Below are 23,830 nucleotides of genomic sequence, written 5' to 3' on the forward strand. Positions count from 1 at the left end.
GGACTGCTGTGATCGTGAGGCACTGCACTGGGCGGTCACTACCGGCGGCTTCAACAGTGAAACAGTACAGGACGTCATGCTGGGAGCGGTGGAACGCCGCTTCGGCAACGAGCTTCCGGCGTCTCCAGTGGAGTGGCTGACGGATAATGGTTCATGCTACCGGGCTAATGAAACACGGCAGTTTGCCCGGATGTTGGGGCTTGAACCGAAGAGCACGGCGGTGCGGAGTCCGGAGAGTAACGGCATAGCAGAGAGCTTCGTGAAAACGATAAAGCGTGACTACATCAGTGTCATGCCCAAACCAGACGGGTTAACGGCAGCAAAGAACCTTGCAGAGGCGTTCGAGCATTATAACGAATGGCATCCGCATAGTGCACTGGGTTATCGCTCGCCACGGGAATATCTACGGCAGCGGGCTTGTAATGGGTTAAGTGATAACAGGTGTCTGGAAATATAGGGGCAAATCTATGCACCTCTCCACTCACACAATTTCTTAATATAAAAGATCCATTACATTGCTCTGCAACTATAACTGCGTATTACCGTGAAGGAGAACGGTGAGTAACGGCGTTTTTCAAGGCCATTGTCAACGACGGATGAAAAGTGGAATCCTCTGCTGGGATTCAGCTCCTAATGCTACAAATCTCATTGATGGCTTGATGTAACTTCACATATGGTTTCAGCCTCAAAGAAATCATTTTTATTAATTTTAACAAAGGGTTGGACAAAATGAGGAGGTATTAGCTTTGTTTTATGACGCATTTCCGAAAATTTCCGTGCCATATAGTGAGCATCTTCGCAAGCTTCCATAACAATAGTTGTGTAGGAGGAATTAGTAAGGAATTCGAATAATTTCGAGCACTTGGATTCTGACAGTTAAGGACTCTGCCTGTTGCATCTTGGCAGTGGACGTTGAATGAATTTTTGCCTAGATAAATACCAATCAAAGATGACGTTATTCATAATGGTTCTCCCAAAAAAACACCGTCAGCGTACTGCTGCAGGGTAGGGTGATCATCTAATAAAATCCAGTATAACTGGATAAGAAAGATACTCCTGGTGAACTGGCTCCGCCACACTTACCAGGAAACACTATTCCCTGGTCGAACTTATCCTCCGGAAACACCTCTTTTAAGTGGTTTGAAGTTTTTCGGAATATATCGCACACAGAAAAATGCGGATATCACAGACAGACTTCTGTCGGTTCCAAATAGTGCAGACCCAAAAGCTATGTATCTTAGTACAGAACGGGTGCCCGACATCCTCGGAACGGATGTCTTTTAGATACGACAACAGGGTGAATAGACAGGAAAAATAGAATGATGCAGCTCTCTTTTTTACAAATGACTGACTCTCTGATATCTAGAACAGATAACGCTCCCGGAATATACTTTATCTAGGTGCTATCACTGATACGAAGAGACATATTCGAATAAAAATACAACAACTAGCAATCTGTAATTACTTTCAGGAGGTCACACCTCCCACTCCTGTTCAGAACAAATCTTCCCCCGGAGATAAAAATGGTGATAATTATGCTGATGGAGACTAAATACCAATAAATCCGGTGCGTTCTGTGGCAGGTTGAGACCTCACAGGAAAAACGACAACAACTCCCGTCGACGTTATGCGATTCAATCCGGATGCTCTTTGTACCACCAAGCGCCTTCCTCGCTAACTAACTGGTGTACTGCTGATATGGAAACAACATCTGTCATCATTCTCAATGGCTTCCTCGGCGCAGGGAAAACCACTCTGCTGAAAAACCTGCTCATACAGGCACACGAAAAACAGCTTTCAGTCTCTGTCATAGTCAATGACATGAGCGAACTGGATGTGGACGGCGTGCTGATCGCCAACACAGATATTGTAGATGCAAAAGACAATAATTTCGTAAGTATCACCGCAGACAGCATCAGCAGCCCCGCAGGCCTCAAAAAGATGGATCTCGCAATTAACCACCTGCTTGATCACAACAAGCCGGATGTGATGCTGATTGAAACCTCCGGAAGCAGTCATCCGCTTCCTCTGGTCAAATACCTGCGTCGCCATTCACGTGTACGCCTGAAGGCGTTTTTAACACTCGTTGATACTGTCATGCTCCATGAAGATTACAATGATGGGAAAAAACTGATCCCCACTCTTCAGGAAAATCTCCGGCATAACAAACGCGGCCTGGAGAATTTGCTGGCCGAGCAAATCATGTTCTGCAACAGGCTGCTGCTGACCAGAAATGACCGCCTGCCCTTTGACATTATCTCCGCTGTGGCAAAAGCCATACACCCACTTAACCCCTCCGTGGATGTGCTCGCGGTATCATGGGGAAATATTGAACTGAGCACATTACTGGCGATCCCGGACTACAATTTTGACCGTGTTGAGTTACTCATCAGTGAACTGGAAGCACTTGTAGGAAACATGGATACTCCGTGCAACAATGAGGAACTTATATGGCGCGTCATCAGGGACGACAGGCCATTCCATCCGCAAAGATTATGGGATACCTGTCACCGCTTTATGGGCATGGGCGTTTATCGCAGTAAAGGTTTTTTTTGGCTCCCCGGGAGAGATGATCTTGCCCTGCTCTGGAATCAGTCAGCAGGAAGCATCAGTCTGGCGCTCATTGGCTACTGGAAAGCTGGAGTACTGGAACATACTGACAATAATTTAACTCGTGAAGAACGTTCAGCGCTACAGCGACACATCGACACAGCCTCTGGGCGATTTGGCGATCGCTGCTGTCAGTTGACTATCATTGGCAATGCCACTGAAGTTAATGATTTTACACATGCCTTATCCCTTTGCTTGTTGACTGAAGAAGAAATTCAGTGGTGGATGTCGGGTGGAGTATTCCCTGATCCATGGCCACAGAAAGTTACCCGCCTGTCCTGACAGAAATTGCATTCATATCAGGCTTCCTGTTGCATCTGGTGCAGGCAGTGGCCCCAGAAGGGCTCTCCATACCATCTCGTATCATAGCCGGGGGAGAGCTGAAACACACGTCACGAGAATAGTTGCATTATAGTGGGTATGCAGAGTAGCTACCTGGGAGGTCTTTCGACCGCTGACTCTGACTACCGGGTTAATGAAACACGCCAGTTCGCTCGGATGTTGGGACTTAAATCGAAGAACACGGCGGTGCGGAGTCCGGTGAGTAATGGAATAGCAGAGAGCTTCATGAAAACAATAAAACGTGACTACATCAGTATCATGCCCAAACTTGTGGTCTGTTTTTTATGGAGCAGTTTGTGCTCAGTACTCAGAAAAAATATTTTAGAGCCTGTAGAGCAGATGAATGCGTGGATTAGGGGAGCGATTAATAAGAAAAAGAAGTGGAAATAGAAGCAGTAAGCTTCATGAAGTAAGTTAATATTCAATGTTATTTAACATAAGATAGATTGTGCGCACAAACATTGTAGAGGCTCAATGCTAATGTCTATTTGTGGCTCATTAGGAATGTCCAGGCTATAGTTTCTCAGATCCCTATGTCTAGACAACGACTCACTTTTTCCTGATGAGGAGTTTTCTATGGCTATAAATGACGCCGGAATGTTCACCGTGAAAGAAATCAATCGCCTCAAAATCCTTCAGGATGTCATCGATCGCAATATCCGTCCTGGACAGGCTGCCGAAATGCTGGGCATCACGCCACGTCATTGCAGCCGTCTGCTCAAACGTTATCGCCAGTATGGGCCGCTTGGCATGAACAACCAGAGTCGTGGCCGCACTGGTAACCGTCTGTTGCCAGCGTCACTGACAGATCAGGCACTCAGTATAATCCGGGAGCACTACCGTGATTTTGGCCCCACGCTAGCGCGGGAAAAGCTGGAGGAAGTTCACGGTCTGGTCCTTGGAAAGGAAACCATCCGACGTCTCATGATAAAGGCCGGACTCTGGATTCCCCGCAGACAACGCGCACCGAAAATTCATCAGCCTCGTTACCGGCGTCCTTGTACTGGCGAGCTGATACAAATTGATGGCTGCGACCACCACTGGTTTGAAAACCGGGGTCGACCCTGTTCTGCCCTGGTCTATGTTGACGATGCCACCAGTCGCCTGATGCACCTGCTGTTTGTGAAATCTGAGTCCACATTTACCTATTTTGAAGCTACACGTGGCTATATCGAGAAATACGGTAAACCGATGATCCTCTACAGCGATAAAGCCAGCGTATTCAGAGTCAATAATAAGCACGCCACCACCGGCCCCGGCGAAACCCAGTTTGCCAGGGCCATGCGCTGCCTTAATATTACTCCTTTGTGTGCTGAAACCAGCCAGGCAAAAGGCCGCGTTGAACGTGCTCATTTGACACTTCAGGACCGACTCGTTAAGGAGCTCAGGCTTAAGGGGATCTGTACAATAGAAGCGGCCAATGCATTTGCAGAAGGATTATAACCGGCGCTTTGCCAAAGAACCCTTGCATGATTTTAACGCGCACCGGCCGCTGGCATTAGACGATGACCTTGATGCAGAATTTACCTAGCGAGAGCCTCGCCGGGTATCAAAAAATCTGACTGTACAATACGATAAAATGCTCTATCTGATTGAGGACAACGAGTACAGTCGAAGAGCCATCGGCAAGTATATTGATGTCTGGCATTATCCTGACGGACATAAGGAGCTGCGACTAAATGGCGTGCTGCTGCCCTACTCCACCTATGACCGGCTTTCTGAGGTTGATCCCGTCGCCATTGTAGATAACAAGAGACTTGGCCATGTGTTGGATGTTGCCCGTCAGGTCCAGAGAAAACGGGACAATAATCGCTCACAATCGTTACCTTGTTCTGGTGATGAGCCTTCCCGCAGACGGCACGCCCCTAGCATCAACAAATCTCAGCGCTCACTGAACGAAGATGACCTACTTGAAGCCATGATAAAGCTTCAGGGAAGCTCTGAGGCCATCTTTGGTAAAAGGTGAACTTGGCGGAAACCTCGTACTAACTGACCAACGGCGATGTGTGCGCTATCTTTCGGCTATTGCAATCAAAGCCAGAGAAGATTTCTGAGAAATGCAAATAACTTCAATGATATTATATACAAAGGAAACCGAGGTAAAATTCGGGTGTCACAGAACCCCGAACCGCTTCGCGGTGCAAAGAGCCAAACAGCAAGTATCACAGAACAGCATGTAAAAAAATCTTGAGGCTATTTCATGGCAATTATTAATATTTATTCTAAGAGACAAAGAAAAATTCGTGGCGAAGTAAATGACGTATATCAATATAACAATATTCCACATGCACTCAGGGTGCAAATTATTAAAATAATAACTGATTCTATCGGCTTCCCCTCTTCTAATGAACGCTACACATCGTATAGAAATGAAGCTGACAAAGTATATGCATATATCCATGAGATACTTTCTAAGGAATATGGTGTTTTTTCTTTGAAGGAATTTGCAAAGAATGACTTTGACGCTCTTGTCGACTTTTTCCTTAAAGAGAGAAATACAGAGAAATGCCTAGATTTCATAGAAATATGCTTCCAGATACTAGTGAGCCACGTTGCGAAAAACCATTATGAATTCAAAGACATAACAAGTCAAAGTCCTGGAGATGCAGTTATTGAACTAAATGAAAGGTTTAGAGAACATGGGGTTGGTTATCAGTTTGAATCTGAAGAGATAATAAGGATAGACTCTCAATTGATTCATGCTGATGTCGTAAAGCCAACCCTGATTCTTTTAAGTGGAGAACCCTTGTTTGAAGGCGCCAATGATGAATTCCTTGCTGCGCATGAGCATTACAGGCATAAGCGTTATAAAGAATGTCTAAATGATTGTCTGAAATCATTTGAAAGTATAATGAAAGCAATACATGATAAGAATAACTGGAAATATAGTCCTAATGATACAGCATCAAAACTAATAAATAGCTGTTTAAGTCAAAATTTAATTCCGGCATATTTACAAAGCCAGTTCACAAGTCTGAAAACAATGCTGGAAACAGGAATTCCAACCATCAGAAACAAAAATGCAGGTCATGGGCAAGGAGCTGATATTAAAGAGGTTCCGGAAGAATTGGTAAGCTATATGCTTCATCTTACTGCTACAAATTTACTATTTCTCTTAAAATGCGAGAAGAACATTAAGTGATGGTTCGCATAATGACGTTATGCTAAAGAGGCCGCTGCGGGAGGGATTTTCGCAGCGGCCTTTTCAATATATGGACATTTATAATGAGCCAGTGATTAGACATTTTCACTGAGCTTTGACAAACATTGTAGCATATGGATATGATCTGCACAGCATTCAGCTTCCAGAATCCGTACACTTTTCCACTCACACAGCTTTCTCAAAATACAGCCTATTGCTCTACGCTTCTCTCTGTAGAACACCTGTCTTCGGTATTTTGGCGCAAATACTATGTGATATTTACAGTTCCATCGGGTGTGCGCTAAGCTCTTTTCGTTCCCCATTGGGACCCCCTTTTGATTTCTTGTTTGACACTTGCAGTTGCCAGACCGCAAGGTGTTTTAATAAATCAAAAGGGGTTTTAATAACTGGCTCAAAGCTGAAAGCTTTCCGGAACCCCCAGCCTAGCTGGGGGTTTTCTATGCACAAGAAAACGGCTCCCTGTTGTAGAAGCCGTTATAGTGCCGCAGTTTAAGGAGCGGTCAATTGATCCTTAATTGCTCGGCATTACGCTATGCCGGTGGATATTTATCGAGTTTGATGACTGCTTTGATGATCACTTTTAAGAAAAGATATTTACACAGAATGGTAAACATGCTCGTGACACGCAATACTGCTCTGCTGAAGTGAATAGCATTGCGCTTAACAGTGATTTTTTGTTTTCAAGAGCAGGTAAAGCTCAAATGTCAATGGCTATGGTGTTTTCAGCTGTGGCTATTTTTCACTCCTTATTGCTCCTGGTTGTCCCCAATTAGACTTAAGGAAAGGTTGATGCCCCGCCAAACTCAAGATAAATTTTTGCTAGATTCTGCAACTGATTGAAGCGGTTTTCATCCAGTCGCAGCTCCGCCTGACGACGTTTTTCCTGAGCATCAAGCCAGAATGAAATACGTACTGCACCATGCCGGTAACGAACTTCGTTTAACCACTCTGACTTACGTGCAAGTTCCAGTTCTTCCCTGAGTCTTGTCTCCTGAAGCAGCAACTGGTTACGAAATGAAAGCGCGTCCTCTATACTGCTCATTGCCTTATAAAGTAGCTGTTTAAACTCCAGCACTCGCTGTTCGTAATCGTTACGGGCAATTTTTACCTCTATGTCCCGCTGTCGCCACTCCAGGAACGGTAGCGTCAGGTTAGCGCCTACGGAACCGACCGGATTATGCAGTAATGCCAGTAGCGAAGCGCTGCTGGTACCCAAAGCGCCTGTCAGGTTGAAGGTGGGGTAATATTCGCTACGCTTGATATCAACCGTAGCTAGCGCCTCACGCAACTGCCACTCTTTAGCACTTATGTCAGGCCGGCGCATCAGTATGCTGGCAGGAATATTCGCATTGACCTTAGGCAGGCTTCCTTTTGGCAGCGTTGTGGGCTCGACTATCTGGCAACCGGGCACGGTGCCGAGCAAAACGGCCTGCTGATTGAGTAGCTGTGAATGTTCTCGTTGTAGCCCTGTAAGCTGGTTCTCTTGCGTGAGCAGGTTTTGCTGCGCGTCAATCACATCCAGCGACGAGATATTTCCTGCACGATAGCGAACCTCGGCCAGACGCAGCGTCTCTTTTGCATAGTCAATACTCTGCTGGAGGGTGGTAATTTGTTGATTTACAAAACCGATACGCCAGTAATTATTGCTGGCCTCTGAAAGCAGCATCAGGCGCGCGGAGCGAAAATCTTCTTCACTGGCATGGACTGCCCACTCAGCAACATCACGCTGACGGGCAATTTTTCCCCAGAGATCCAGCTCATAGCTGGTGCCAAGGCTGGCAGAACCGCTTTTTGCCCAGCCGGACGAGTTATTCAGCTGTTTTTTTCCGTCCATACTCAGTGCCGCCTTTAGTGCAGGAGTATTGGTGATACCTGTTCTTTCCGCATCCAGCTGCGCCCGATGTATCCGCAGTGCAGCTATAGCTATGTCGTTATTACTTGTCATCACCAGGTGAAGCCAGTTATCGAGATTAGGATCGTTAAATTCTTCCCAGTCAAACGGGGATGTATTTCCGTCCACATCGCCCTTGGTCCAGTTGATGGGATAGTTCACTTCGGGAGCGCGATAGTCACTTTTCAGCACGTTTGTGCAACCTGAACAGAGTGCGGTGATAAGGCATAAAGTCAACGATGATAAAATTTTCATATATTATTCGCTGGCCAGTGAAATAACCGGGTCCATCCTTGCTGCCTTGCGGGCTGGGAGATACCCGAAGATTATGCCAATTAAGGTTGAGCAAAAAAATGCAGCAACAGCAGCCTGCCACGAATATATAGCTGCGAATATCCCGTCCGCCAGAGCGTTAAAGAGCGCACCTGTGATATACGACAGTGCAATACCGAGTGCGCCACCAATCAGGCAAACCAATACGGCCTCAATAATAAACTGTTGCATAATGTCGCTGCGTCTCGCGCCAACCGCCATTCGTACGCCAATTTCATGAGTTCGTTCCGTTACAGAAATCAACATGATGTTCATCACCCCGATACTGCCGATCATTAGTGAGATACATGCGACCATAAGAATTAAAATACTGAAGGTCATTGAGGTGTGTTCGATAGACTTTCTTATTTGTTCAAAGTTATAAAGCTGGAAGTCTTTTATGCCGTGACGCCGGGTTAATAGTTGGGAGATAGCGCTGATTGCAGCCTCGTTATCCACATTGTCTTTTAGCCTGACGCTAATACCGGTCAGAACTGGTTTACCCACAATACGGTACATCACCGTGCTGTAAGGCATCCACACAGTAATGCGATTTGATGCATCACTACGGTTGTTACTTTTAGCGATGCCAACCACTCGTGCTGGTACAGAACCAAGAAAGACTATTTGCCCCAGAGCCTGTAACCCTGTGTTGTCGAAAATGGCCTTACGAGTATTCTCATCGATAATAACTTCCTGTAGAGCGTTGCGATCGTCTCTAAAAGTAGTCCCTTGCAACAACTCAATACCTTTTACCCGGAAATGTTCCCGCCCAACGCCGTTAATGGACGCTATCGCAGATTTACCCAGAAAACGAATGTTGTCTGAAGCGCTAACTTCCGGGCTGACGCTATCGATAAACCCTTGCTTCGCCAGTGCATTTGCGTCAGCAGGTACCAATGTTCTAATACTCTCAATGCTGTCATCGAACAAATCCTGCCCGGGATAAATGCTGACCACGTTTGTCCCCAGACTTTTAATCTCTTCCAGTGTTTCTTGCCTGGCTCCTTCACCCAATGCCACAACAGTGACAACGGAGGCGATACCAAAAACAATCCCGATCATGGTAAGCGTGGTGCGTAAGCGATGCGTCTTCATCGCTTTTAGCGCCATTTGCATCGATTCACGCGTTCGATCGAGCAGTGTTTTCCAATAGCTTTGCCGGATTCTGTTGGTTTTTGGTAGTGTTTCCGTCGCAGATACGCAACCTCCACTATCAGCGATGATTTCGCCATCACACAGCTCAATGATTCGCTTTGCGTGCCGGGCGACCTTCATATCGTGGGTCACCATTACTACAGTATGACCACGTCGATTAAGTTCATTCAGAATGGCTAACACTTCTTGCCCGGATTGCGAATCCAGAGCACCAGTTGGCTCATCCGCCAAAATTATCTTTCCACCGTTGATCAGTGCTCGGGCAATACTGACGCGTTGCTGCTGACCGCCTGAAAGTTCGCAAGGTTTATGATGCTCACGTCCTTCCAGTCCCAGTCTGCCCAGCAACGCCGTTGCACGTTGCCGACGGCTGTCGCGTTCGCTGTTGGCGTAAATGGCCGGGATCTCCACGTTACCAAGTGCGCTAAGATCAGGTATCAAATGGTAGCGCTGGAATATAAAGCCAATGTGTTCCCGGCGCACTCTAGCCAGCTCATCGGGTGAAAGACAGGCGGCATTTTGTCCGTCGATGTAGTAATCACCTCTATTGGGTACGTCAAGGCAACCCATTATGTTCATTAAGGTTGATTTGCCTGAGCCAGAGGCTCCAATGATTGCCACCATTTCTCCAGCAACGATTGTCAAATCGACATTTTTCAGGACGGTCCGCGTTTGATCTCCGTTGCCATAAGTTCGGCTAACCCCTTTTAACTCAATAAGTTTTTTCACAGCATAATCCTTTCTTCGGGCTCTTTCTTATCCGGCAGCGACAGCACGACATTTTCTCCGACATTTAAACCTTCGAGGATCTGAATATCCACGCTGTTCGTGATACCAGTTTTCACATTCCGGGGTTCCAGCCTGCCATCTGCTGCCAGCACCAGGACCTGTTGCTTCTTCCCCTCATTTCTGTGCACTGCCTGAATGGGTACCAGCAGTGTATTTTGGGCTTCATCAGTAATCAGGGTAACCTGAGCAGTCATGGCAATACGAAGTCGATTTTCTGGGTTAGGCACATCGAATAGAGCATTGTAATAAACGGACGCATTTGAAGTTCCGGAGCCTGATGCTGAAGTGTTGCTGGCGAGAGAGTCATCTTTCATTACCGATTCTGGTGCCAGTTCAACGGCACGCAGTGTTGCGCTGTAGTGCTTGTCCGGTTCGGAGAAGATAGAGAAGCGGGCTTTTTGCCCCACAGAAATACGGGTTATATCAGCCTCGGAGATCTGTGCTTTAATGGTCATGACATCCAGACGAGCGAGTTTAATAATTGTTGGGGCACTCTGGTTTGAGTTAACGGTTTGCCCTTGCTGAGTGACAATGGCAATAACAATTCCATCCATTGGCGCTACGACTCGCGTATATTCAAGGGCAAGCTTTTTCTTATCTACTTCTATCTGTGCCTGGACCAGTTTGGCATTCAGAGAATGTAATTCAGCGCGAGTGGTCGCAAGCATTGCCTCCGCAGACTCAAAATCTTCGTGTGAGCTGGCATTTTCTCTTAGCATCCGGAGCTGGCGTTTAAAACGCAGTTCAGCCTGTTTCAGGAGCGCCTGCTTGGATTGAAGTTCTGCTTTCACTTCGTTGAGTGCAGCTTCGGCATTACGCAAATCGTTACACTGAGGTAGGTCGTCAATTTCGGCAATCAACTGCCCTTTAGTCACATGGTCGCCCTGTTTCACTTTCAGTGATTTTAATTGCCCTGATACCTGTGCCCCTACGTTTACCCGTTCAATTGCATCAATACGGCCTGTCGCCAGAACAGAATTTTCTATATCGCCTTTGCGCACCGGGGCAGTAATATATTCTGGCACATCAGAGCTTCTCAGAAAGGTGAACAAAACGGTGATAATAATGATCAACAGTGTCAAGGTACAAATGATGGCGCGGTGAGAAATATATTTCATTAACATTGTCCATGTTTTCCATAACAATGAAAGTGGTATTCTGGGTTTTCTTAGTTAATGCCCAGCATCTACTGGAAAAATATACTTATTTGGAATTAATCATAATCAAGATTATTATTTATTTGCGTAAATTGGGCTAACCCCCTCTCGCTTTGTTTCAACAGTATTACTAATTACCGGGAAAGCCTGACAAGATTTCGTATTAAGGTGTTATCTACGCCCATTATACTTTAATACATCAAGTAATTAATTCACTAACCTCTCTTTCGTTTCACTGGACTTTACGGCTGTAAAATAGCTTTTATCTTGCAGATGAAAACTCTGCTCAGGAAAGTGCCTTTAGTTCTAATGGATGGTGAGTTTTACGCTTGTCTTTGTAACCAGGAAGAGAGGCGTAGACAGTAAAGTTCCTCGCTCCCTCATCTTGGCATTCGGTGAACTATAGACAAGAGTCAATAAACCAAACTGCAACAACATAGTCATTTTGGGAGTAAGATTATTAGTCTTAACGTCTCATATAGCTGGTATGAAGAAATTTTCATGTATACTTGATAAACGTATCGTCAACAACCGATAAAAAGTGAGCCATTTATATCTCCATCAATGATCTAATATTGAATCGCCACGAGTAGTCTTACTCCTTCCAAGTTGTTGATAATAATTGTTTTTATATTCTATTGTTGACATCTGTTCGCAGGAACCATGCCGACGCTTATTGTTATAAAACATTTCGATGTTCAAAAATATCGTTGGAGGCGTCTTCCCGCGTTCCGAAGAGCTTTTTCTTTATCCGTTCACGCTTCAGTAACTGGAAAAAATTCTGCAAGCGTATCGTGGTAATTACTGCGACGGAGCATACACTCCTCCAGGTCTTATGATTTCAGGAACGACTGTCATTCATGGCTTGTTTACTGACAACCAGCATCGTTTTTGGGGATTACGCCGCTATACAGGTGTGGTGCGGTGATGTGACCTATATCTGGACGGGTAAGCCCGGCGGGGTGATGTTCCACAGCGATACGAGCAGGCAGTTCCGGCAGTTATTGTGGCGATACCAGATCAGGCAGAGTATGAGCCGGCGCGGAAACTGCTGGGATAACAGCCCAATGGAACGCTTCTTCAGGAGTCTGAAGAACGAATGGATGCCGGTGGTGGGTTACGAAGCTTCTGCGAGGCCGCTCACGCCATAACGGTCTATATCGTTGGATATTACAGCGCACTAAGACCGCACGAATATAACGGTGGGTTATCCCCAAACGAATCGGAAAATCGATACTGGAAAAACTCTAACTCGGTGGCCAGTTTTTGTTGACCACTTCACACGTTCAATGTCGTTGATGACTTTAACTATGAGGCGTTGTCGATTGAAAACAATCTGAATCTGCCAGCTTCACAAGTGGTAGCGGTACTCTGTAGGTGAACCGCCCCGGGTTTCCTGGAGAGTGTTTTATCTGTGAACTCAGGCTGCCAGATCATCGTTTCCGATGGAAGCATAATAAGCTTTTTCTGCTTCTGCCGGAGGAGTATGGCCCAGCCTTTCCAGCAATCGTCGATTGTTATACCAGTCCACCCACGTGAGTGTGGCCAGTTCCACTTCTGCACGGTTTTTCCAGCTCTTACGGTGTATTACCTCCGCTTTGTAAAGGCCATTGATGCTCTCCGCCATCGCGTTGTCATACGAGTCGCCTGTACTTCCTGTTGATGCCAGTAATCCGGCTTCCTTAAGCCGCTGTGTGTAGGCCAGCGATACATACTGAGAACCTTTATCACTGTGATGGACTGTGCCGGACGGTCGACGGGCCCATAACGCCTGCTCCAGAGCATCCAGCACAAATGTCGTTTCCATAGACGATGAGACCCGCCACCCCACGATGTATCCGGCAAACACATCAATGATGAACGCCACATAGACGCCCCCCTGCCATGTGCTGACGTAAGTAGAATCAGCCACCCACAACTGGTCAGGACGTTCTGCCACGAACTGACGGTTTACGCGGTCGCCTGCGACAACGGCTTTCCGGCTGACGGTAGTGCGGACCTTTTTACCCCGGAGAACACCGGAAAGTCCCATAACCGCCATGAGGCGCGCCACTGTACATCTGGCCACCCTGATTCCTTCCCGTAACAACTGACGCCAGACTTTACGCACACCGTACATCGTATACGCGCTGTATCTCTCTCTTCAGCCAGTCATCGCGCTGCGCACGGGCACTGCGTTTATCCGGATGATGTCGCTGTTGCTGACAGTGGTAATACGTTGACGGGGCAATATGCAGTTCGCTGCATAGCGGTCCGACCCCGTACTGCTCACGCAGCTTATCCAGCAGTGGCATCATTTTTTCCAGAGGCGGTCGAACTCCGCCTTCGCAAAATAAGCGGAAGCCTGGCGAAGGATATCGTTACTGCGGCGCAGTTCACGATTTTCACGTTCCAGCTCTTTCAGACGCTGACGTTCAGCGGTGGTGAGCCCGCCATCACCGCCTCCGGTATCCCGCTCATGCTGGCGTACCCAGACACGCAGAGTCTCCGGTGTACAGCCAATCTTTGGGGCAATGGAACAAATTGCCGCCCACTGTGAGTCATATTCGCCCTGACTTTCCAGAACCATACGAATCGCCCTCTGACGGACTTCGGGGGAAAAACGAGTATTTTTAGTCATCCTGTTTACCTCTTTCTCAGGGAGTTTAGTCTCCAGGATTCCCGGGGCGGTTCAAGGATTGCGGAAAACCATGTCTATCCAGCTATGATTCGCATAGATTATGGCCAGGATTTTTTTTATCCAACACGGACGTAATGCGCAGAAAAACATGTAGTAAAACTGGAGATTACCCAATCAGGTAAGTTGGCGCAGAACGCTTTTATCGAGAGTTTTAACCGGACATACCGAACAAAAATACTCGGTTTTTGTCTGTTCAGAACGCTGGATGAAAAGCGGGAACTGGCGGCAAACTGGTTGTCAGAATATAACAGTGAACGCCATATCAACCACTTAACCATATGACACTGGAAGAACATCACTAACGCCATTATTTGGTCACGATCTCAAAAGGTGCATGGAACTAAAACGAGTCTGTTTACAACGCAAGATGAGTTATGTTATAAAGTAACAAAATGAGTTGGTAAGCATAAAGTAAAGAGGATAACTTATAGTGCTCCCCTTATTTAAAGCATTTTGTTTTTTTTGTATTCTATTGTTAGGCTCAGTATTAATCCGGGGTAATAATAATCTTATTTCACCAGCGGTTAGACAAGAATTTTTTTTATCGAAAAAAACAACCACATCCTTTTATCAGAAAATTGATGCGTGCTTTAGCAACGTTAATCTTGACTTTACATACAAGTCTGTTGATTACTCAGCATCTACCATTTTGCAATACATTAGAAGATTAATAAGAAAGCTTTACATTAAATAAAAGAGATGCAATCATCAATAAAATAAGAATATCTCGTTAAGAAATATAGCAATATATGTGATATTTCAGGAAATAAGTAATCATACATTTATTGATTTATAAAGTATTATTGGAAGGAAGTGTTACATGTAACGATTTACGCACTCCCCTCCATTACACTAATAAACACCACCGACTTGGTATTTATAAACTTTATAATAAAAACATCATTTTTACTGAAACCAAATAAATATCAATCACGAAGATAATTAACTTATCTGAACAAGTAATTATACTCATATGTTATTAGTTTTCTTATTAATCAGAAAGGAGGGATTTATAAACCAGCAACTTTTTTTGTAGGTGGAGCCACGGTTGATTTCTGATATCAACCACCTGAGTTTATTTTCGTCGAATGGTAATGCCTTGTCGCACAAACGCTATCTGAATAATTAACTGTAATGGCGTTATTGGTATATTTGCCGACATTAACGCTAATAAAAACCCTGATTGCTTCATAATCGCAGGATTTGGCCATTTTGTCTCCCTTTAGATAAGAGTTAACAAAATAAACCCAGGAAGAAGGTACCGGTTTCCATGTTACAGACGTTCCCGGCATAAAGTGTCCGACCAGGGCCTTATTCGCAGTTACCAGCACCCTGTATGCCCTGATATTTCCTGGAACATGGATGACCGGGGCAGTAATCATACCGGGTTTGACTGACTCCCCTGATATTCTGACATAAAAGGGAATAAATAAAGCGACATGCGGCCACATTGTAAACAAACGTTAAACAAAACAGCATTTTTCAGTTGACTACTACGAGTAAATAAAAAAATATTTATCAAAAACAAACGAGTGGAATGGAGTTAACTTGTCTATGTACTTAAAGATTCTTGCTACTGCACTCTCAGCTCCTGTAGCGTTTGCTGCACTGGCTTCTGATACTGGGCTTTCTTTTACACCGGAGAAAATCAGTACGGAGATTGATTTTGGCACTTTAAGTGGCAAGGCCAAAGAACGGGTTTATCTGCCTGAAGAAAAAGGGCGCAAAGCCAGCCAGCTGGACTGGAAATACAGTAATGCGCCAATTGTCAAGGGGGCATTTAACTGGGATCTGTTACCCAGAGTATCTGTCGGTGCCTCAGGGTGGACAACATTAGCTGGTCGTGGAGGCAATATGGTGGACAGGGACTGGCTGGATACGAGCAATCCCGGAACCTGGACTGATGAGAGTAAACATCCGAATACCCGTCTAAATTTTGCTAATGAATTCGACCTGAATATTAAGGGATGGCTCCTGAATCAACCAGACTATCAGTTAGGTCTTATGGCTGGTTACCAGGAAAATCGTTATAGCTTTACAGCAAAAGGAGGCTCTTATATCTATAGTAGTGAGGGAGGCTTCCGGGATGAAACGGGATCATTTCCAGATGGTGAAAGAGCTATAGGCTACAAACAACACTTTAAAATGCCCTATATAGGGTTAACCGGTAATTATCGGTATGATAGCTTTGAGTTCGGGGGGAGTTTCAAATATAGCGGATGGGTGAAGGCATCGGATAATGATGAGCATTACAACCCTGAGAAAAGGATCACCTATCGTAGCGATGTAAATAATCAGAACTATTACTCTGTCTCACTACATGCTGGTTATTATATTACACCTGCAGCTAAAGTTTATGTCGAAGGAACATGGAACCGTATTACTAATAAGAAAGGTGATACTTCTCTGTACTCCAGAAATTTGAATATATCTGATCACACCAAAAATGGTGCAGGCATTGAAAGCTATAACTTTATGACCACAGCTGGTCTGAAGTATTATTTTTAACCTGAAGCATGCCTGTTTTTAACTTTTTCATGACACTTTAAATATGATAAACAAAAGGCCAGCACTTCTGATGGTGGTCTTTTGATTTTTTATAATATGTGGAGGGTATATGTGCTCAACGATAAAAGTGTTTCTGTTAACTCTTGTATTTTTAAAGATGCTGCTCTGCCACTCTTCATGCATAACGACACAGTGTTATCGACATAAAAATAATTGATAAGCGATGTTAATAATATGAATTTTATTATAATTCTATTACTCGTCAATAATAAGAAGACCATCCAATAAAAACACTCGCAATAACCTGAAGGATCCTGTCGTATAAAAATAAACATTGTTTTTACATTTAATCTCTCTTGATTTTGTTTAATCATAGTTTATGTAAGATAATTTATTTTTATAATGATTACATGAAAACAAAAGAGGTTAGATATGAAATTGTTATTACTTACAGGTGCAACAGGATTTCTTGGTGGCGCGGTCCTGGATAAGCTGCTGGATAACTGTAATAATATAAATTTGCTACTTTTAGTACGAGCACCTACTCCACAAGCGGGACTGGAAAGAATTAAAGAAAATATGCGTAAATTTAATGTTTGTGAGGAAAGGTTGCATGCATTAACTAATGATAACATCTTGCCTGGGGATCTAAATAATCCGGAAGCCTTTCTCATGGATCCTCGTCTTGATGAAGTCACTCATGTTATAAACTGTGCGGCTATAGCTTCTTTTGGTAATAATCCTTTTATATGGAATGTGAATGTTACAGGTACACTTGCTTTTGCAAGAAGAATGGCAAAAGTGGCAGGACTGAAACGCTTCCTTCATGTTGGTACTGCTATGTCTTGTACACCTCATACGGGGTCGCTAGTTAAGGAAGAGTCTGCTTCATCAGAAACAGGTGAACATTTAGTGGAGTATACGCATTCAAAAGCAACAATAGAATATCTGATGCGTAAGCAGTGTCCTGATTTACCTTTGTTGGTTGCCCGACCATCAATTATTGTTGGCCACAGTCGTTTAGGGTGCTTACCTTCAACCAGTATTTTCTGGGTATTCAGAATGGGGTTAATGTTGCAAAAATTTATGTGCTCTCTGGATGATAAAATAGATGTTATCCCTGTAGATTATTGTGCTGATGCATTGCTAATGTTGCTTGAAAGTTCGTTAATTAATGGTGAGATTGTTCATATATCAGCAGGTAAAGAAAGTAGTGTGACGTTCTCTGCTATTGACGAAGCTGTAGCCCGTGCTTTGAACTGTGATCCTGTTGGAGACAGATATACTAAAGTCAGTTATGACATACTGGCAATGAGCCGTCATGATTTTAAAAATATTTTTGGTCCCTGTAACGAACGCCTTATGTTAAAAGCCATTCGTTTATATGGAGCGTTCAGTATGCTCAATGTTTGTTTCAGTAACGACAAGCTACTGAGTATCGGAATGCCTAAACCGCCAAAGTTTACTGATTATATTAAATACTGTATAGAAACGACAAAACACCTTTCAATTCAACAACAAATGGAAGTTGATTTTAAATAATATTTATCATAATCAGAATTATTGTTGGTGTTGCACTCATAACATATAAAAACGCCGAGGATATGACTTTGTCAATTAAAAATATAAAGCGCATTATTACGGCCTGGAAACCATCTACATTCGAAACGTACAAAAAAACTTTTGAAAAATACGGTGGTAGTGTAAACATGCATCCGGATGTTGTTTCATACTTTATGATACATCATGACTGGAAGTTTGATTTTTTTCACTATGAAAAAGATGGTGATATCAAAGGCTCATATTTTCTGTGCAATGGAAAACAAATTGGGATAATGGCAAGAAGGTCTTATCCTCTTTCATCTGATGAGGTATTAATTCCTTTTTCCCCACATGCAAGATGTTTTTTTCCGGATAAAACTAATAAATTATCAATTATAAATAAACAAAATATTATCAATGCAACATGGAAAATAGCCAGAAAAAAACAAAATTGTATTATAAAGGAATCTTTTTCACCTAAATTTGAAAAAACTCGCCGAAATGAAATCCAGAGATTTATCAGGAATGGCGGAGAGATTAAGTGTATAAGCCAGTTATCCGATAAAGAAATATCCAGCTCTTATATATCACTTTTTCATTCCCGGTTTGGAGGTACCCTACCTTGCTACGAATATGATAATCTGTTAATGTTTATTTCTCACTTACGAGAACTTATGTTTGGCCATGTGCTATTCTGGGATAATAAACCGTGTGCTATTGATATAGTACTGAAATCTGAAAGCTCATGTAATGTTTATTATGACGTTCCAAATGGTGCAGTTCTGAATGATGAGAATTGTATGAAACTAAGTCCGGGAAGTGTCCTTATGTGGCTGAATATAGATAAAGCACGAAGGTATTGTCAGGATAATAATAAAAAGATGATATATTCTATCGGTGCATTCAGACCTGAATGGAAATATAAACTACTATGGTCTGTTCCCTGTAAGGTTGGTAAATGCTTATGTTAGAATATGTATAAAGGTAAGTAACTATATAAGAGCGTCCAGTCTGCAAATACTCCTCTAAACATGGAGGAGTAGATTTATAATGTCATAACATTTACTAAATCGTTTTACATTAATTTCAAATTTGAAATTAATGTATTTTGATAACTATATATTTTTGATTCCGAAAACAGACATTTCTTTCTTTGAGTCAGGGCTTACACTCAAAATATTAATATTGTTTGTGTGAAGACATATTATTCAATAACGATGGTGAGAAATATCTGTACTTTTTCGCATAATCTAACCATTTACTTAATTGTTCATTCTGTGAACAGAATCTGTTTATTATGTATCAGGTTGATGATGTGATTAAGCAGTCTGAAACCAGAGGAATATGGAGTCAGAAATTTTCAGTTGTCTTTTAAGGGCGTCTGCAGGATTTTTTTTCCGTTTCTGCCTGTCCTGGCATTACCCCAATTCTCCCAAAAACGGTAAACCAGCCCTCAGCCCGCACCATGACTGGCTTAAGACGGGATCCCAGCGGCAAAATGCGCCTTTATGTATTTGGTTTTACCCGCAATAATGCGTGATAATCAAACAAAAGGATCCGCGCGCTGCGATTTATTGTCGTGGAAGGATCCGGGCGTTCAGGTCAGAATACCTGTATCCATAAACAGTGCGTGTGCTACGTGAAAAATAACTCATGAACAATGTCATTCCCCTGCAGAATTCACCTGAACGCGTCTCCCTGTTACCCATTGCGCCGGGGGTGGATTTTGCAACAGCGCTCTCCCTGAGAAGAATGGCCACTTCCACGGGGGCCACACCGGCCTACCTGCTGGCCCCGGAAGTGAGTGCCCTTCTCTTCTATATGCCGGATCAGCGTCACCATATGCTGTTCGCCACCCTCTGGAATACCGGAATGCGTATTGGCGAAGCCCGGATGCTGACGCCGGAATCATTTGACCTGAATGGAGTAAGACCGTTTGTGCGGATCCTGTCCGAAAAAGTGCGTGCGCGACGCGGACGCCCGCCAAAAGATGAAGTGCGCCTGGTTCCGCTGACAGATATAAGCTATGTCAGGCAGATGGAAAGCTGGATGATCACCACCCGGCCCCGTCGTCGTGAACCATTATGGGCCGTGACCGACGAAACCATGCGCAACTGGCTGAAGCAGGCTGTCAGACGGGCCGAAGCTGACGGAGTACACTTTTCGATTCCGGTCACACCACACACCTTCCGGCACAGCTATATCATGCACATGCTCTATCACCGCCAGCCCCGGAAAGTCATCCAGGCACTGGTTGGTCACAGGGATCCACGTTCGATGGAGGTTTATACCAGAGTGTTTGCACTGGATATGGCTGCCACGCTGGCAGTGCCTTTCACAGGTGACGGGCGGGATGCTGCGGAGATCCTGCGTACACTGCCTCCCCTGAGGTGACGGCATACGCGCTTCCTTATATAAGCTGTGGTCAGCAGAACAGACATAACATAAGCTGGAGCATGTATATAAGCTGTAGTGAGTAAGTCATGTTTTATGAAGGGAGCAATGCCTCAGGATCAGGTTACGGGATCACTTACGTAAGGGACAGGCAGATGGCAGCTCAGCTACAGACAGCACTGCAGGAAACAGAATATAAACTGCAGTGAGCAGACCACTCACTGCACCGGTTAATATAAGCTGTAGTCAGTAAAGGAGCGCTCTTCACTGACTACAGTTTATGTTCAGCGGGATTTGAAGAGTTTTTCCAGGTCATCCAGCGTGATGCCCAGTTTCTCAAGCAGGGCAAGCTTCTCCGCCATCTCCGGACTGACTTTTTCCGCAGGTGAAGGTTGCAACGGATTTTCCTTACTCTCGTCATTCGGCGCTTTTAACCGGGGACGCCGGTAGTGAATACAGAAGAATTTTGTCCGCCCCCGCTGGATCTCCGTGTAATCAAGATATCCAATCTCGCGCAACTGCTCCATTGCCCGTCTGACCGTCTGGTTCTGGGAAAATACAGGAGACTTCAGATTGAGGCGTGCACGCAGCCGCGCCAGCGATATCGGTGCCGGATCCCGGGGCAGGCTCTCTATAAAGGTGTAGAGTGCCTGGGCGGACTCCCGTCGCTTCAGGGCATTAATCGCCTTAAGCTGGAGAAGGACTTTTCTGTCAAACTGGTACAGTTCAAACAGGCGGGGATCGGCCTGTAACTGCACAATATCCCGCTCAGTATCGTAGTAAGCTGACTGTACCAGATGGGTGATATATTCCCGGGTGTGCTTCTCATCGGTACGGGAAAACGAAATCACGGTACCGGCAATGCGCTTCAGGGAAGGGCTGATGCGCTCACGCAGCCTGCGGGATGACTGGCTTGAAGGTATACCACACAGTTTTGCAAACTCAACAAAAGGCAGTTCAACTTTGTCACCAATCACGTTATGGCGGGCAAAGGAATGAATGATCCCCACCCAGGTCTTGAAATCATTATCCATATCCAGGCGGGGGCCGGTGATCTCAACCTTATCGAATCCCTCAGCACGGGCCAGGGAAAGACGTGTCAGCTCTTCCGTGGCATCAGTACGTGACAGTGTATTTTTTTTACTGTTCTTCAGTGATTTAAGGGTCGGTACAAAAACGCCCAGACGCATCAGCGCCACAGGTTGTACGGTGTTGTTATTGTTTGGTGTCAGTGTCACCAGCTCACCGGAGGACTTATCCACCTCGCCGAACAGTTTTTTGATGTCTGAATTTTCGTTTTCCAGAAAGCCTCCAGCCTGTGGACAGTAAAAGAATAAACAGAAAATCGTGTGTCAGAACTCCGCTAACTGACTGAAGAAAAACCTGCAGCCTGTATTTAACAACTGAGTCTGGCATACTGACCATAGTTTATGTCATTAACTTACTTCAGTATATGGATTACTGAATACAGCTTATCATTAGCATGTTACAGTTTATCAGTAACATGCCACAGCTTATGTGATCGTGGTCCCGGCCCATGAGTGACAAGGTTTGCAGCGATATGGGGATCTTTAATGGATCCTTTGTTGATCATTCATGGATCTGTTTACTGGATCGGGCCTCCGGATATGTGGATAAATCATTCCAGAAGGACAGCGCACACAACCGTTTTATGAAAGGGCTTCAGGGCGTACCTGCTCCCTGTAACTACAGATACATTGCGCTTCCTCGCCGGTTCGCGGGCTTCGCCCGGTCACCGGTCTGCGGCGAGCACTGTTTTTTCTGATGTCTGTCTTTACAGGTAATTTTTGACGGAATCTGCCGTACTTCCTGAGCGTACGGTCATATCCGAAGTACACTTCATATGTGTGTTTCAATGCCAGGGATTGTGTATACAAACTACAGGTGTCAGCGCCAGTGATATAAGACGGTAATTCACCATTTGGATTGTCCGCTCCACCCAACATGTTGTTTCCTTAAGGTTCTCACACCAGAAAGGACATCAACATGCTGAGCAGAGAGGACTTTTACATGATAAAGCAAATGCGCCAGCAGGGCGCGTACATTGTCGATATTGCGGCTCAGATTGGTTGCTCTGAACGGACGGTCAGACGCTACCTCAAATACCCTGAACCGCCAGCCAGAAAGACCCGCCACAAAATGGTTAAGCTGAAACCGTTTATGGATTACATCGACATGCGCCTGGCAGAGAATGTCTGGAATAGCGAGGTTATCTTCGCGGAGATTAAGGCAATGGGTTATACGGGCGGACGTTCCATGCTGCGTTACTACATCCAGCCCAAACGTAAAATGCGTCCGTCAAAAAGAACAAGGAGAGAGTTACCGGTTAAAAGAGAAACGTAAAGCTGGAGTGCTGACCAAAAACACAACGCCAATCAGTGATGATGAAATGGTGCAAAGCGGACAGCATCAGTAACGAAAGTATTTAGCGGGCATGAAAATGGCAAATAACGGTCAAACATCGTGGCGTTGACATAGTCGCAGTTTTGGTGAACGAATCACAGACAAAGATGCCATGCACCAGGCTGTTGTTCAGTATGCAGAGCGGGCCGCAGAGAAACTACGTGGGGAGCGTCAGTATTGCCGGCAGGTGACGACATTTGTACGGACATCCCCCTGAACCCTGTTACAGCAATGCCGCTGTGGAAAAGCTTTCATTGCCCACACAGGACAGCCGGGACATTATTGCCGCCGCATGCAGAGCCTTAAACCATGTCTGGCGTGAAGGGTACCGCTATATGAAGGCAGGAGTCATGCTGGCTGATTTCACACCATCGGGTATAGCGCAGCCGGGATTATTTGATGAAATCCAGCCCCGTAAAAACAGTGAAAAGTTAATGAAAACACTCGATGAACTGAACCAGTCGGGAAAAGGGAAAGTGTGGTTTGCGGGGCGAGGAACCGCCCCTGAATGGCAAATGAAACGGGAAATGTTGAGTCAGTGTTATACAACTAAATGGCGAGATATTCCCCTGGCCAGGCTGGGTTAGTTCAGTCATCTCCGAACATATTTTCAGCGTTTCTTCTGGTCTGGTCTTCACCGTCATTTCTCGACAGACTCTGCTCTGTAAGGGGAGTACTGCAATCCACAGACGTATGGAGACCAGATTGTTTTTCCAGTAATTCAATCAATTTCTTTTCAACCGAAAAAGCAGGTAATGACTCCAACTTATTGATAGTGTTTTATGTTCAGATAATGCCCGATGACTTTGTCATGCAGCTCCACCGATTTTGAGAACGACAGCGACTTCCGTCCCAGCCGT

12 protein-coding genes, 10 pseudogenes and 1 other annotated feature are annotated in these 23,830 nt (G+C 44.9%); of the genes and pseudogenes, 14 read left to right on the forward strand and 8 right to left on the reverse strand.

Annotation, left to right across the window (positions count from 1 at the left end):
* The 5 genes and pseudogenes from ACJHX7_RS25350 to ACJHX7_RS25370 all read left to right on the forward strand — a co-directional run.
* A partial coding sequence (locus ACJHX7_RS25350) for an integrase core domain-containing protein (protein ID WP_175066963.1) occupies nucleotides 1–457 on the forward strand: 457 nt, incomplete at its 5' end.
* A gap of 1,241 nt (nucleotides 458–1,698) precedes the next feature.
* Nucleotides 1,699–2,892 carry a CobW family GTP-binding protein gene (locus ACJHX7_RS25355; RefSeq protein ID WP_000450494.1) on the forward strand — a complete coding sequence of 398 codons (1,194 nt, stop codon included), beginning with the start codon at nucleotides 1,699–1,701 and terminating at the stop codon, nucleotides 2,890–2,892.
* Between the two features lie 162 nt (nucleotides 2,893–3,054).
* Nucleotides 3,055–3,342: pseudogene (locus ACJHX7_RS25360) on the forward strand (hypothetical protein); the annotation flags it as partial.
* A gap of 186 nt (nucleotides 3,343–3,528) precedes the next feature.
* Nucleotides 3,529–4,918 (forward strand): annotated as a pseudogene (locus tag ACJHX7_RS25365) (ISNCY family transposase).
* Nucleotides 4,919–5,152: 234 nt separating this feature from the next.
* Nucleotides 5,153–6,094, forward strand: a complete 942-nt coding sequence (locus tag ACJHX7_RS25370; RefSeq protein ID WP_000974762.1) for an STM4504/CBY_0614 family protein — start codon at nucleotides 5,153–5,155, stop codon at nucleotides 6,092–6,094.
* A gap of 128 nt (nucleotides 6,095–6,222) precedes the next feature.
* Here ACJHX7_RS25370 and tnpA read toward each other — a convergent pair.
* The 5 genes and pseudogenes from tnpA to ACJHX7_RS25395 form a co-directional block, all read right to left on the reverse strand.
* A pseudogene (tnpA, locus tag ACJHX7_RS25375) lies at nucleotides 6,223–6,417 on the reverse strand (IS200/IS605-like element IS200C family transposase); the annotation flags it as partial.
* A 473-nt stretch (nucleotides 6,418–6,890) separates the two neighbouring features.
* The gene (locus ACJHX7_RS25380; RefSeq protein WP_001312828.1) at nucleotides 6,891–8,261 is read right to left on the reverse strand and encodes a TolC family protein; all 1,371 of its coding nucleotides are present in this window, start codon (nucleotides 8,259–8,261) and stop codon (nucleotides 6,891–6,893) included.
* A gap of 3 nt (nucleotides 8,262–8,264) precedes the next feature.
* Nucleotides 8,265–10,205 carry a MacB family efflux pump subunit gene (locus tag ACJHX7_RS25385; protein ID WP_000733250.1) on the reverse strand — a complete coding sequence of 647 codons (1,941 nt, stop codon included), beginning with the start codon at nucleotides 10,203–10,205 and terminating at the stop codon, nucleotides 8,265–8,267.
* Entirely contained in the window at nucleotides 10,202–11,389 is a 1,188-nt protein-coding gene (locus ACJHX7_RS25390; protein WP_000928804.1) for an efflux RND transporter periplasmic adaptor subunit, read from the reverse strand. The genes ACJHX7_RS25385 and ACJHX7_RS25390 overlap by 4 nt, the downstream gene beginning before the upstream one ends.
* Nucleotides 11,390–11,983: 594 nt before the next feature.
* Nucleotides 11,984–12,252: pseudogene (locus ACJHX7_RS25395) on the reverse strand (IS3 family transposase); the annotation flags it as partial.
* Between the two features lie 81 nt (nucleotides 12,253–12,333).
* Here ACJHX7_RS25395 and ACJHX7_RS25400 point away from each other — a divergent pair.
* A pseudogene (locus ACJHX7_RS25400) lies at nucleotides 12,334–12,695 on the forward strand (integrase core domain-containing protein); the annotation flags it as partial.
* A 147-nt stretch (nucleotides 12,696–12,842) separates the two neighbouring features.
* On the opposite strand, the pseudogene ACJHX7_RS25405 reads toward ACJHX7_RS25400, so the two are convergent.
* Nucleotides 12,843–14,042, reverse strand: a pseudogene (locus tag ACJHX7_RS25405) (IS3 family transposase).
* Nucleotides 13,645–13,761, reverse strand: a sequence feature (AL1L pseudoknot). Its footprint overlaps the pseudogene before it by 117 nt.
* 138 nt (nucleotides 14,043–14,180) lie before the next feature.
* Here ACJHX7_RS25405 and ACJHX7_RS25410 point away from each other — a divergent pair.
* The 5 genes and pseudogenes from ACJHX7_RS25410 to ACJHX7_RS25430 form a co-directional block, all read left to right on the forward strand.
* Nucleotides 14,181–14,404, forward strand: a pseudogene (locus ACJHX7_RS25410) (integrase core domain-containing protein); the annotation flags it as partial.
* Between the two features lie 1,252 nt (nucleotides 14,405–15,656).
* Nucleotides 15,657–16,610 carry an omptin family outer membrane protease gene (locus ACJHX7_RS25415; RefSeq protein WP_000280980.1) on the forward strand — a complete coding sequence of 318 codons (954 nt, stop codon included), beginning with the start codon at nucleotides 15,657–15,659 and terminating at the stop codon, nucleotides 16,608–16,610.
* Between the two features lie 432 nt (nucleotides 16,611–17,042).
* The gene (locus ACJHX7_RS25420) at nucleotides 17,043–18,152 is read left to right on the forward strand and encodes an SDR family oxidoreductase (protein ID WP_000771475.1); all 1,110 of its coding nucleotides are present in this window, start codon (nucleotides 17,043–17,045) and stop codon (nucleotides 18,150–18,152) included.
* A 68-nt stretch (nucleotides 18,153–18,220) separates the two neighbouring features.
* On the forward strand, nucleotides 18,221–19,123 hold the full coding sequence (locus tag ACJHX7_RS25425; RefSeq protein ID WP_001312822.1) for an antimicrobial resistance protein Mig-14: 903 nt from the start codon (nucleotides 18,221–18,223) through the stop codon (nucleotides 19,121–19,123).
* A 682-nt stretch (nucleotides 19,124–19,805) separates the two neighbouring features.
* A complete protein-coding gene (locus tag ACJHX7_RS25430; RefSeq protein WP_001066954.1) occupies nucleotides 19,806–20,546 on the forward strand; it encodes a tyrosine-type recombinase/integrase in 741 nt (246 codons plus the stop codon).
* A 284-nt stretch (nucleotides 20,547–20,830) separates the two neighbouring features.
* On the opposite strand, the gene ACJHX7_RS25435 is transcribed toward ACJHX7_RS25430, so the two are convergent.
* Complete coding sequence (locus tag ACJHX7_RS25435) at nucleotides 20,831–21,808, reverse strand: RepB family plasmid replication initiator protein (RefSeq protein WP_000361611.1); 978 nt, start codon at nucleotides 21,806–21,808, stop codon at nucleotides 20,831–20,833.
* Nucleotides 21,809–22,553: 745 nt separating this feature from the next.
* Here ACJHX7_RS25435 and ACJHX7_RS25440 point away from each other — a divergent pair.
* The 3 pseudogenes from ACJHX7_RS25440 to ACJHX7_RS25450 form a co-directional block, all read left to right on the forward strand.
* Nucleotides 22,554–22,883, forward strand: a pseudogene (locus ACJHX7_RS25440) (IS21 family transposase); the annotation flags it as partial.
* Nucleotides 22,876–22,983 (forward strand): annotated as a pseudogene (locus ACJHX7_RS25445) (AAA family ATPase); the annotation flags it as partial. The pseudogenes ACJHX7_RS25440 and ACJHX7_RS25445, both read left to right, overlap by 8 nt.
* Nucleotides 22,984–23,043: 60 nt before the next feature.
* Nucleotides 23,044–23,557, forward strand: a pseudogene (locus tag ACJHX7_RS25450) (DUF4113 domain-containing protein); the annotation flags it as partial.
* A gap of 179 nt (nucleotides 23,558–23,736) precedes the next feature.
* Here the strand turns inward: ACJHX7_RS25450 and ACJHX7_RS25455 are convergent.
* The coding region (locus ACJHX7_RS25455) for an IS1 family transposase (RefSeq protein ID WP_000306640.1) at nucleotides 23,737–23,830 on the reverse strand (94 nt) is incomplete at its 5' end.

This window comes from Escherichia sp. WS1451 (genome assembly GCF_046487365.1).
GTDB classification, from domain to species: domain Bacteria; phylum Pseudomonadota; class Gammaproteobacteria; order Enterobacterales; family Enterobacteriaceae; genus Escherichia; species Escherichia coli.

Bases quoted from the DNA above. Each gene is read 5' to 3' on its own strand.
- ACJHX7_RS25355 (WP_000450494.1), top strand. From the start codon at position 1,699: ATGGAAACAACATCTGTCATCATTCTCAATGGCTTCCTCGGCGCAGGG.
- ACJHX7_RS25370 (WP_000974762.1), top strand. From the start codon at position 5,153: ATGGCAATTATTAATATTTATTCTAAGAGACAAAGAAAAATTCGTGGC.
- ACJHX7_RS25380 (WP_001312828.1), bottom strand. From the start codon at position 8,261: ATGAAAATTTTATCATCGTTGACTTTATGCCTTATCACCGCACTCTGT.
- ACJHX7_RS25390 (WP_000928804.1), bottom strand. From the start codon at position 11,389: ATGTTAATGAAATATATTTCTCACCGCGCCATCATTTGTACCTTGACA.
- ACJHX7_RS25415 (WP_000280980.1), top strand. From the start codon at position 15,657: ATGTACTTAAAGATTCTTGCTACTGCACTCTCAGCTCCTGTAGCGTTT.
- ACJHX7_RS25420 (WP_000771475.1), top strand. From the start codon at position 17,043: ATGAAATTGTTATTACTTACAGGTGCAACAGGATTTCTTGGTGGCGCG.
- ACJHX7_RS25430 (WP_001066954.1), top strand. From the start codon at position 19,806: ATGAACAATGTCATTCCCCTGCAGAATTCACCTGAACGCGTCTCCCTG.